The 12,476-nt window shown below is 34.2% G+C and carries 4 protein-coding genes; all 4 read left to right on the top strand.

Annotation, left to right across the window (positions count from 1 at the left end; genetic code table 11):
* The first annotated feature begins 792 nt into the window (after window positions 1–792).
* Window positions 793–1,617: a replication initiation protein gene (locus tag A5882_RS18545; protein WP_086373419.1), complete on the top strand. Its 825-nt coding sequence runs from the start codon at window positions 793–795 to the stop codon at window positions 1,615–1,617.
* A 228-nt stretch (window positions 1,618–1,845) separates the two neighbouring features.
* Window positions 1,846–4,161: a hypothetical protein gene (locus A5882_RS18540; protein WP_139843262.1), complete on the top strand. Its 2,316-nt coding sequence runs from the start codon at window positions 1,846–1,848 to the stop codon at window positions 4,159–4,161.
* Complete coding sequence (locus A5882_RS18535) at window positions 4,161–8,576, top strand: hypothetical protein (protein WP_086373417.1); 4,416 nt, start codon at window positions 4,161–4,163, stop codon at window positions 8,574–8,576. The genes A5882_RS18540 and A5882_RS18535 overlap by 1 nt, the downstream gene beginning before the upstream one ends.
* Before the next feature lie 218 nt (window positions 8,577–8,794).
* Window positions 8,795–12,476: hypothetical protein (locus A5882_RS18525; protein WP_086373415.1), on the top strand; the 3,682-nt coding region annotated here is incomplete at its 3' end.

Genomic DNA, 12,476 nt, shown 5'->3' with positions numbered 1-12,476 from the left:
AACGTTTAAATATTGTAAATTTAAACGAATTGACGTATACTTAGGGTACACAAAAAAGACTAGAGCGTATCTTTTGTTAACTACAAAAGATTAAAGCATATTGATTGTCTGGGGAGACGGATATATGATTATGCTCTCAATAAAAACATCTTAGTTGACGGCTAAGGTGTTTTTTCTTTTGTTATATATAGTTTATGATATGTGGATAAATTTGTCTAGTAACTGAAAGATTTTGAAGTATCAGCATGTGGATAAGTGCCTAAATCATTGATATAATGGCAACTTTAGGATTTAAAAGGTTTTTCCATTAATTTGAGATGTTTTGTTTTACTGTTATTTAAAATCGTTTGCAGTTTTATATTCGGATTTCATGAGTTATATAAATGCATTCATACCAATATATCTAGAATTTATAGGGGTAAAAAACTGAAATTTATAGGGGTAAAAAACTGGTTTTTTTATTTCCGTATAATTTATAAGGGTAGAAAACTGAATCGTAAGGGTAGAAAACTGAATTACAAGGGTAAAAAACTGAAATAGAAGGGTAAAAACCTGAATAAGTCGTTTATTGATGAAATAGATGGGTAGAAAACTGATTTATAAGATTTTGGCTCAAAATTGTAAAAATAAGCCAATAAAAAGGGTGGTTTAGCATATTACTACATCCTAATAGAGTTGGAAACCCCTAAAATAAAAAAGTTTTTAAAAGTCTTTTTAAAAATAGAAGGGTAGTTTTGGAGTTGATTTATTAGGGTTTCTACGATATTCTTACATGTAAGGAGGGATTCCTATATGCATTCTGAACAAAAAGCCGTTGTTATTGAGAAGATAAATCATGAACTTCAGATTAAATATCAAGAACAGATGATTGATATCATCTTCGAAGGAACGGTTACTGATGAACGAACGGGTAGAAGTAAAGTTGTTCCTTTTACAGCTAAGGAAATCGATGCCTTCTACGCCATTATCGGAATCATGAATGATGAGGGTACTGATTTCATACAAGTACCGAATAGTTTCATTCGTAAGTACACAAATGACAGAAGTAACGTTTCGATTGCAGAGTATGATGAGCAGCTAGCCCAATCTCAGCAGAAAATAGCTAGTGTTACGTTCAGGCGCAATGATGATGAAGCCTTTATTTCTATTCCATTCTTTAAACTATTTGTAGTAGATAAAGTTAAGCAAGAAACCATGGCTCAAGCAAATGATGCTGCACGTACATTAATTTTGAATGTACTAAAAAATTATACATCATTTGAAATGTCTGAGTTGGCTAGTTTGAGAAGAGTTTACTCAAAGATACTATATATAAAACTAAAAGCTGCGAAGGAACTTGGGGAATATGAAGTCGATAGAGATAGTTTCGTCAAATTTATGAATGCTTCAAATATGAGTGCTTCTGATATTAAAAAGACAATAATTAATCGTTCAATTGAAGAGCTAGGCGATGGACCTAAAGGAAAGAAAATATTTAAGAATCTCGATGTAGAGTTAATTCAAGACCCTAATGATAGACGAAGATGGCATAAAATAAAATTCACATTTGATAAACAATTAAAAGAAGCAGAAAGGATAAATGATTCCACTCAGCTTCAACTTGATTTTGATATATAAGCCTAAGCAGATATAGTATATCTGCTTTTTTTGTATAGACAAACAGAAACTTATAAGGTTATGGTTCATCTAGAAAAGTTACTGAAAGACGGTGCATTTATGACTTTAACTAACATAGTTTTCCCAAGCACTAAACAATTTAAAGACAATACCTTAATCACATGTGATATTACTAAAATTTCTTATCCTTTTACAACTTCTATCATCCCAAAGTGGAGTAATAAACGGATGTATTATGAAGCAAAGTTTATTTTTATTTCTGATACAGAAGCTACAGTTGAATTCTCTTATGTTTCTCCATCACAAACTAAACTTTTAATGAAACAAAGTTTTTCAAAAATGTTTGAAAACAACAAGGCTAGTATTTCGATAGAATATCAAAATAAAGCATTTATCTTCAAGAATAATGGCATCAATTTATATGTAGTATATAACGATGCGTTATTTGAAGGGTTAGTAGGTTATACCCCTATAGCTATATCTAATTTCCATATCAGTCAACCTAAGACTTCAGGATGGTCGATTGTTCCAAATGCAAATTTTACTTTTGTAAGGGAAGATGAGAATAGATTTGAAATTAGAAATGATTCAAAGTTGCCCACTCCAGATGATGAGAATTTTAAAGCTTATATCTCAAAGGTTTTAGCCCTTAATGTCGGCTCTGTTTATTCTTTTTCTTATTATTCTGATACAGAATCTAATTACGAAGTAGTTGATATTTCTCAAAATCCTAATCTATTGATTAAAAAGAGTAAAGGTTCAGGAAATATTACGTTCTCATTTGAAGCTACTGCACTAATTGAAGTTAGATTCTCTAAATCTAATCTAGGTATTTCTAATATAAGCAAGTTCCAGTTAGAACAGGGAGATACAACACATGACTATGTTCCTACAAAAGAAACTTCTGAAACTAGGAGAAACTCAACTTTAACTATTCCATCGAAAAACAATATTAACCGTAGAAGTGGGTCTTTTGTAACAAAGATAGTTATAGAAAAAATACAAGAATCGTTTGGAATATGCTCTGTTGGTAACTTTAGTTTGTATTACGAAAACAATGCCTTTTGTTTATTGTCAGGTAAAGTAAAGGCAGTAACTAAAAAAATTGAAGTTCCAGCTCCTTCAAAACAGGGTGAATTTATTTTGGCCTGGACATGGGAGGAAAATAACCATAAGCTCGCTGTCGGCTATAACGGCGCTTTTTACGAAGTCCAAAATATGAATGGCACGATGAACGAAGATTATGGCTTGATTGATTTCTATAGTTCCCCTTTATTTAAGGGGGAAATCATTTCTCTTCTTATTTCTTCCGATAACTTCATATACTCGCAATGCTCTGATAATATTCTTCAAAACCTTCAAAATGGGTCTCTACTATATATCGATTTTTCTAAGAAAACCCAATTTAAACAAAATCCTTTTATTGAAAACTCTTTAGCTCCTCTTGATGGTAGTCCTATTTTAGTAAGTGATGATATAGGAGATTTAAGAAGGAATTATTTCTTTGACTACGAAACTGGTAAATACGAGACATACACTAAAGAAGAATTTGAATACACAGGAGATTACAAACTAGTTCTGGCCTATGAAAATTTGGATTCAAATTTCAAAATTACTGTAGCTAAGAAAGACGGAGAGCTGGTGGGAGAACCTCTCTATCAAGAGGGAAACCAAGTCTTCTTAACCCTAAGTCAACAAGAGTCAGAAGACTTACTTGGAGAAGTGCTGACTGTGACATATCAACTTGAAAGAAGTTTTGTGGTTGAATTCAACGAGACATCTGCCTTAGATAGTTATCAGATTAAGTTTAGTGATTACCCAAAATCTAATATCAATGTAGTGCAAGAAGGCAACAGATTCTCTAAAACTCGATTATCTAAAGAAATTGAACTAAATCCTATCGTCAATCCACGTCACAAAGGATTTTTGTATATTGTACAAAACAATCAAGAAGTTAACGGCTTTAGGATGAATGTCACTAGTGATATGGTCCACGCTAATGGCCTTGATTCTGCGGAAGTCATAGTAGAGGCTATAGATGAAGACGGGAATGAAGTCCTATCTCCATATATAGATATTTTCCTTGTAGATGAAAAAGGAAATACTGGAGCAGAGCTAGGATATGTTCGTCCAATAATCTCCTATGATACTTTGAAATCTAGAAATACAGCTGGAAGACTATATTTTAGATATTATTCTCCTTATTTGTACGCAAGCTCTGGTAGGAAAACAAAGAAAGTTTTTGTTGTAGCTTATGACAGAATAAAAAAAATAGGAATTCAAATACCACTTATTCTTAAGCCTACTACAAATTCCATTAAGAACAGAAATACTCTAGTTTTGGCTGATACTGCTTTGGGATTTGAATATCTATCAAGATATTTCGAAAGAAGTTCTATTCCAGCTAAAGTATTAGAAGCTCTAGACTTCGACGGCAATGGCCAATTAACAAAAGAAGACTTGGATATATTTGCAACGAATCAATACAGTGAAAGTGAAAATATTAGAGTTAATCAGTTATTGAAAGAATTGGGGGATAATTAATGCCTACAAAGCCACATATGAATACAAAAAATGGGTATAGTCTGCGGGTCGGGAAGAACCTTCCTGGAAATGCAGCTAATTTAGCTTATGTCCAAGCAGATACTCCATCTCCTGAAAAAAATCTACTTATCAACGATTTGACCTCACAAATTCCAGAGAACAAGTTGTCATCAGGACAAAAGTTCCAGTATGAGGTTTTTACTAAAGAAAATCTTATGGTTGAATCGCAAGAAGGAGTAAACACATTTCCTAGGTCAGATATTGATATTACAGATGAATATAATGTCTTTAGCGGTTCTAAGGAACCACTTTATTTTGAAGCATCTTCGAGAAATCTTTTTGATGCAAGGCTATCTCACGTATATATCTATTCAGGCGGGAGTGTCTTGGGTAGTCCAAAAAGATTTGAAGAAGTGCACACGGGAAATGATTCCCAACTGTTGTATCAAGGTAATAGCATAGTTGTTACAAAAGAAAACGGTCAAGCACTAACTTCAGACGAGCACTATAAAATTAAACTCATAAAGGAAGGTAATGAACCCTTTACTTACCGAATAGTAATTTATAGTGATTTTGATTCAGAAAACAATAGTTATGAGCTTCATTATCCTTTTTGGAATGGTAAAAGACAAATAGCTACAACAGAATATCTAAATTTCACTAGTATATTTGAAGAAGTGCCCATAGACAATCTTGTTAACTTATCGGAACAAGAACGGATGAGTAAGAAAGTCTTTTCTATATCAGGGGACGAGGCTGGGGGATATAGAGTTTATGCGCCTAATCCTTCAAACGAGTTTAACAGCATAGAAAGAACCGCTCACTTTTTTGACTATCAAATTAAAGCGAACTTACAAACACGTTTGACAGAGATTAATCCATATGAAATGAAAGTTGGGTTGGTCTACTTAAATACAAGCACTATTAATCAAGTAAATATTTCTGGAGCTGGAAAGAAACTTTTCTATGATAATACTCTCTTTCCAAAATCAATTTCCTTTGTCAATCCTCATAGACGTCCTGGCTACAACGATAAATCGAATTTCCAATACTGGATAGCAGATTTAAACATGCCAAAAGAACACTATCTTGATTATGATTTAATTATTTTGTCGGGACAAGGCAAAGTGGACTTGTCTAAATATAACGAATTTTTTATTTCGTTTCTTGAGGCTGGCGGAACTTTACTCGTGGATTCTGCTTCGCAAGACGGAAATCATTTAAACTTTAAGCCTATAAATAGTGAGGGCATAAAGTTTATACGGAACATCAACTTTAGTGAAACAGAAAATGATAACCCACGAACATATGAGCCAGATGCTGAACCATTTTTAGCTCGCTATTACAATTTAACAAATCCATCCATGATTGGTAAAAGTAATTCAATAATTGACTTCTTAGATGGAGAAAATGTTCAAGATTGGAAAATATACTTAAAGCATAACGGTCAAGGTCCATCCATAATTGAATCAAATAAACAATATAATGGGCGCTTAGTGGTTTCAAATGCAGGCTTGATGTTAGATGTGCTATTTAGTAATTCCGAGACCCTGAAATTTATAACTAATTATATTCTATACATAGTCGAAAACAAATACGTTGAAACACCGATTTTTAAGGAACATGTTTATCATAGAGATTCCTTATTTATTAAGGAATACAATGATGAGAATGGCAATCTTGTTTATGTTGATGACCTCAACGATTTCAATCAATCACAGATTGTAGCAAAAAAAATATTGAGTAAAACTGTTAAAGACAACTTATTAGATTACGTTCCACAGTATCTGAAAAAAGCAGAAGGAATGTACCATGTAGAAATTATGAACGACAGTAAAGTTCCTATTGAAAACAATGAGTTTGAGAAAACTTCTACATCTGGCACTGATACATGGAATAATACTCATCAAAATGCAATTCCTTCATGGAGCGCAATAAAATTTTCTGGTGCTACTTCTATATTTACACAACAGTCTAAAGAAATTAAGAACGGGAACTATGCTTTAGGAATTGAAATAGCCTCATCCAGAGCATTTTGGGAATATGAATTAGGAAGCTTGGTTCCAGGAGACTATGTCTTGAAAGTTTGGACCAAAGCATCGTCTCAAAACAATACTCCTATTGGAAGTAGTGTTGGTATTTATGATAGTTCAGGTACGATGATAGCAGCAGCGCCTAACGAAGCCACTGGATTCCATTGGAAACAAATCACAATCCCTTTTACTCTAAACTCAGATACAGAAGCTTATATACGATTAGGTGCCCACGGAACTGAAGGTACGTTTACAGCCTATTATGATTCAGTAGAACTAATCTTAAACAATAGTGTAGTGATGACTCCAGATGGCGATGGTAGGGAAGAGCTGTATGCTTATGCTGTAAACCCGAAACCACAAGGTCTTGATATAACTCAATGGAATCAAGACAATCAAAACGTTGTTCTTGAGAACACACCTGTGACTGTAGACTTACAAGTCAAAGCCATTGTATACCATTGGGCTAACGAAGGTGCTATATATAGAAAAAAATACGGAAATGTTGCAAGACACAGGTTTACTATTACGAAGAACCAAAAAATGGTCGAGTTAGATAAGCTAATATCATTAATCCCTAGCATGAATGATGGGGCAGAATGGGCCGACAAATCAAAGGTTTATTATGAAATTTCTTTATTAGATACAGAAGATAATAAATACATAAATATTGAGCTCTATGACCCTTCAATCGAGAAGCATTATTATAGTGCTGACGGAAACATTCTTATTAATTATGATGATTTAAAATATGATAGTTACCACTCTACGGTATCATTGCGGGCATCAACATCTTTTTATGGACTGCGTCTGTTAAGTAGAAAATATTCCCTGCAGCTCAATGAACGGCGCAAAATTAACGTATTATACCCAGGAACAACCGATGAAAGAGATAGATGGTATCTTCAAGTTTCAAATGGGTCTTTTTTCAAGAGTGGGTTGAATGTCGGTCAATTAAAAGATTTAAACGAAGCTGGCCGCATAAATTATTATTCGGAACATTTGATTGGGGAGCATGAATACTCAATTCCCGAATATAAAAAGCAGGCGTTCTATCCAGAGTTTGGAGAAAGAAAAGTACAAGCAGAACTAGCAACATACGTAGATAGGAAAACCATTGAAGTACAGAAAAAACCTCTCTTAATCCGAGAAGAAACTGTAATCAAGGAAGAATTGATTGCTACGAGCAACTCTAGATTAATTTTTCAATCTAGAAATAACTGGTGGAGAAAAGACTTCTTACCAACAATTTATTGGAAAGAATCGGAGTCATCAGAAGAAAAAATTGTAAATTCCGGATACAAAATAAACTTTGAAGATGGTTTAGTTGAAATCAACGATTCAGAATTATCTACTGGCTTTAAAAATATACTTTCATCAGGAGTCCTTTATGCTTCTTATAAACATGACAACTTTAAAATATATAAAAGGAAGTATGTGAATGAGAAAGTAGGAGAAGAGCTATTAACTACGAGAGACTATTTTACTTTCAATTCTAAAAATATAAATTGGATGACTTTCCCCCAACCTAGATTGTATCGGCAACAGGTTGGTAATGAATTTATCATATCTCCCAAAGAGTATTATATTGATTACGAGCAAGGAGCTGTTATCTTTTTCGAAGAGACCAGACAACGTATATACGTTGATTACGGGTATTACTTAGAAGAAGAATTATCATACACAGACACAGATACTAGAAAAGGAAAAATAAGACTCGAAAAAGAAATTTCTTTTCAAGATGAAATATACGTTTCGTACATCTACAAAGAGGATTTCTTAGAGTATAAAGGATACTATGATGACGATAACAAAGTGTTTCATCACCTCGATTTAAACCCCACAACTGGACACACTTATACTTGTCGACAAGATATCGAAGGTTTAACTACCTACATTGAACTCCCCACTGAGAAACTTCTAGGAAAACAAATATTTCTCTATCTCCTTCCATCAACATCTACCTTTAATGAAATTACGAAAGTCGAAGAAAACTGTCTAAGACATGCTCTGTCAGAAAAAGAATGGCTAAAAGTTAAGCAGACTCACGTTGAAGCTATTCTTTTAGCAAATATTCAAGTTCGTGAGAATACAAATGTAGAAAACTTAATCGTAATGGACGCTAGGAAGTATGGCGGAGGAATTAAGGAAGAAATCTCTCAAGAGGAACTAGAAAAATATGTTGGACAGACCTCAGCATTTTGGGATATTGGCTCCTTTGATGGTTTAGCTTACTACAGAAATTCCGTATTGGTTCTATCAATACCTGCTAGTGTACTTCAATCTAATGGAGGACAATTCTCTGAACAAGATGTAGAAGGAATAGTAAGAAAATACGTCGCATTTGGTTCAATGCCTATCATTGAATATGTCAAATATTAGTGAAAGAAGTGTTTTTAAATGGATAGTAATATACTATGTGGATTAGTCCATTTATATGATTCAGAGACAGACACCACATCTGTCTCTTGGTCATATAGAGATAATCCTGAATTAAAATTTTTTGTGCTCGAATACTATGATTCAGATAAAAGAAAATGGCTTCCTTACGATGGACATATGGGAATCATAGAAAAAGATAATTACTAGGAGGTGGATGGATGTCAGATGAACTAATTTATCCATCAAGTTATACCAAATTTTTGCCTAAGAAAAACGCTGAGTACGAGGGCGATACTAACGGCGATTATGTTATGGCTGAAGACATTAATCAACTCCAAGAAGCAATTCAAAGAGTTGAGCAAGCGATTGGTCTGTATAGTTCGGGAAACAAAACAATCAATGAGAGAATAAATGATATAGCCTCAATCCAGGAATTAAAAACTCCAGAACACAATTATTTTTATCCTACATATCCTTTGTCAGATACCACGAATACTATTCAAAAACTTTCTAGGTATTCGCAAGTCTCCTTATCCCCACACAAGTTCACTTCAACACTCATTCCAAAACTAAAGCTTCAAGGAACGAAAGCTTTTATTACTGTAGATACAGGGACAAATAAATTTTCAAATATTGATGCTGAAACCATTTCAAAGCAATATCAACCTACTGGAATCGATGGAATTGTCTTATATAATTTCGGGAAATTTCAATCAACCCGCTCGGTAGAAAATGAAATCATTACGGCGATTAGAAACCTTGGATTAGAGATAGTTATTCATTCATCTGAATGGGAAAAGCTTTTTTCGACTAATAAAGCCGGGCAATATAATCCTGAACAAGAAACTCTTGCACTGGGACCTGACACGACTCTGATGATTCCAAATTTTGCTTATTATGGGAATAGACAGTATTTTGGTTCTGAAATGGATTTAAAAATGGCACCATTCCTAGAAGCTAGAAAAAAAATGGGTTCTCCTTTAATAGGTATTTCTCAGATAGAATCACAAATCCAGTACAGCTATGCTCAAATGTATGGACTTATTTACAGTTTAGATGGAATCTATTTTGGCCCATGGGAATTTAGTCAGACTGCCGAAGAAAAGATTTTTAACTTCCCTAAGTATTTAGGTTCATGGCAGACGAAGGACCCTATTTTATTTGCAACTGATAATTCGATAGAACGAGTTATTAAAGGCGTAAAATTAGTTATCAACAAAGATATGTCAGTTCGATTTGATGGAATGAAAATTCAAATGAACGATATTGAATGGATGAGCCAATCTCTGCTCGGTAAATATATAAAAGACGGTACACTTTCACCGGCAGCTCTATCTAGTTATGATATAAACAAAATTATCCAATTACTAAATACCGAAGCTACAATAAAAATTGACCCTAAAATGATTGATTCTGAGAATGGCGGTTCACTTCCGATAAACATTCCATGGACAAATATGAAAGAAAATGTCATTGAAGCTATCAACAAAAAGAATGACATTAATTCAACTGAAACCCAGAGGATATCTGATAACTCAATTAAGAATCTTGTTGCCTCGAAATTAGAAGGCGATATTTCAAAGGAGCAAATGCAAAGGAATGTTGTCCTTGCTGTAAATTCCTCTTCTGTAGACATCAATGTTAGACACGCACAAATTGAAGACCTCAATACTACCACCATCACATCCACCGTTATTAACTCCGAACAAGCGACTTTTCAAAGAGCGAACGTAACTGAGACGATTACTGCTGCTTTTGTAGAAGCATCAAATTCAGTTACATCTTATGAAGCTTTCTTGGATTATGTCACATCTTTAATAATCACCACAGATGTTTTAAGAGCAAAAACCTTAGAAGTAGATAATCTCCAAGCAGACAATATCAAAGCCGTTGTAATCGAAGCTGTGACAGCTGAAATAACTAATGGTACATTCCAATCCATAGTGACCCAGTATTTACAATCTGCAATCATAAAAACAGATTTGATAACAGCCATTAACTCTATGGTAGGGGAAGCTGTCATGGATGGCGCTCTGATTCAAGAAGGAACAATAATAAATGCACATATTGTTAATGTTAGTGCCAATAAATTAACTGCAGGTACCATTGATACAGGTTTAGTTACTATTTCAGGCACTGAAGGATACCTACAAATCCAAGATAATGCAATGAAAATATATGACAAAGTCGATGTAGAAGGAACTAGACGGAAAAGAGTTCAAATTGGAGATGTCTCTGAAGTATTGGGACAATCAGACAAGTACGGTTTAGTAGTTATGGGGGCTGATGGAACAACCGTCCTCTACGACCATTCTGGCGTGTATAACGAAGGCATTAAAAACAATGCAATATCTAACGAAAAGATTCAAGAAGATGCAGTAGACAGTCGAGTCATCATGGCTGGACAAATCTTTTCAAAGCATATTACTTCTGAAGCGGTAACAACAGAGCACATCGCAACTGGAGCAATTACTGCAGTTCAATTGGCCGCAAATTGTATCGTAGCAGGTTCAGCAGTAATTGCTGAGGGGGCAATTGGTAGTGCCCAAATCAGTGAGCTACATGGTAGTAAAATTATAGCCGAAACTATTACCTCTGAACATTTGCGTTCAGCATCTATCACAGGGGATAAATTACTAGTTGGTTATCAGAACAACTTGATAAAAAATAGTCTAGATTCTTTTGAACAGTGCGATGAAGGGAAAGTGCCGGGAAGAGTGTTATCTGGTGCAGAAAACTCTCAAGTTATTAAAAGATATCCATATAGTGGTGAAAAATCGCTCCTAATTATGGGGAATTCGGCGAACAATACTGTAATTCTAAATGAAAATGAAAATCTAAACTCTAGTAAAATACTTATTGGTATTGAAGATTCCCATATTATAAGTACCTATGTCACTTCTCCTTCTATGTCTGGTGCACAAGTATCGATAGGTGTACGAAGATACAAGCAGAATGGGGAGTTTATTGATGAGTGGTCAGCAACTCATACAACAAGTAGAAGTTCATTCATTCGACCGTTTTTATCAATAGAGCCTCTAGCGGATTATCCGTATCTTGATGTTTTACTCAGAACATCAAGCGCTAATGTTGAAGTGTATTTTGATGCAATTCAGGTTGAAAGGGCTATGGTTAATCAAAAGGACCCAGGTTGGTATCGTTCCAATGAAACTACAATGATTAACGGTAGTAATGTTACTACAGGCCGAATTGATGCAAAGTATATCAAGATAGGTTCCGGAACCAAGTTTGGCGAAGGAGAAATTATAACTTTGTCTGATGAAGGTATATTAGTTGCTGCTAAAACTGGCGAAGTAACAATTGATGGAGATGGTATCTCTATCAAAGGTGGAGCCTTTAATTTACTTAATGAGGGGAAAGTCAAAATTACAGGTACTGATGGTTTATCTGTATGGTCCCCTAGAAATACAATTATGGTCAATCCTACTCTAGGTATTTTAATCAGAAGAAATATTGATAATGAAACAATCTTTAATACGGATTTAGAGGGGAACGTCTTTGTAAAAGGTCGTATTGAAGTTACTGAATCTAATTCTATTTATAATAAGACTGAAACAGATAGTAAAATTGACGAAGTTAATAAGTCTCTTGAGGAAGCGCAAAGAAGTTTGACTACTCTCGCTGAAAAAACGAGTGTAAGTATTGGTATGAAAATGGGGTATTCAACCTTCAACACCGTAAACTCTAACTGTATATATTTCTGTGGGCTTCAAATTAACGGAGAAACTTATATAGAAGAACTTCATGATATAAACGGAAGGTTAAGAAGTTGGGACTCAAGTGTTAGTATTGAGGTGCCTAAACAAAAACTTGATTTAACAAATTCTCCTAAAGTAAAAGGATACATAGTATACGATAATACAAAAGAGAAAATTTATT

Origin of the sequence: Enterococcus sp. 4E1_DIV0656, assembly GCF_002140695.1 — a bacterium.
Taxonomy (GTDB): domain Bacteria; phylum Bacillota; class Bacilli; order Lactobacillales; family Enterococcaceae; genus Enterococcus_D; species Enterococcus_D entomosocium.
The sequence above is the reverse complement of the archived record's forward strand: the minus strand, read 5'-3'. Positions and strand labels throughout refer to the sequence as shown.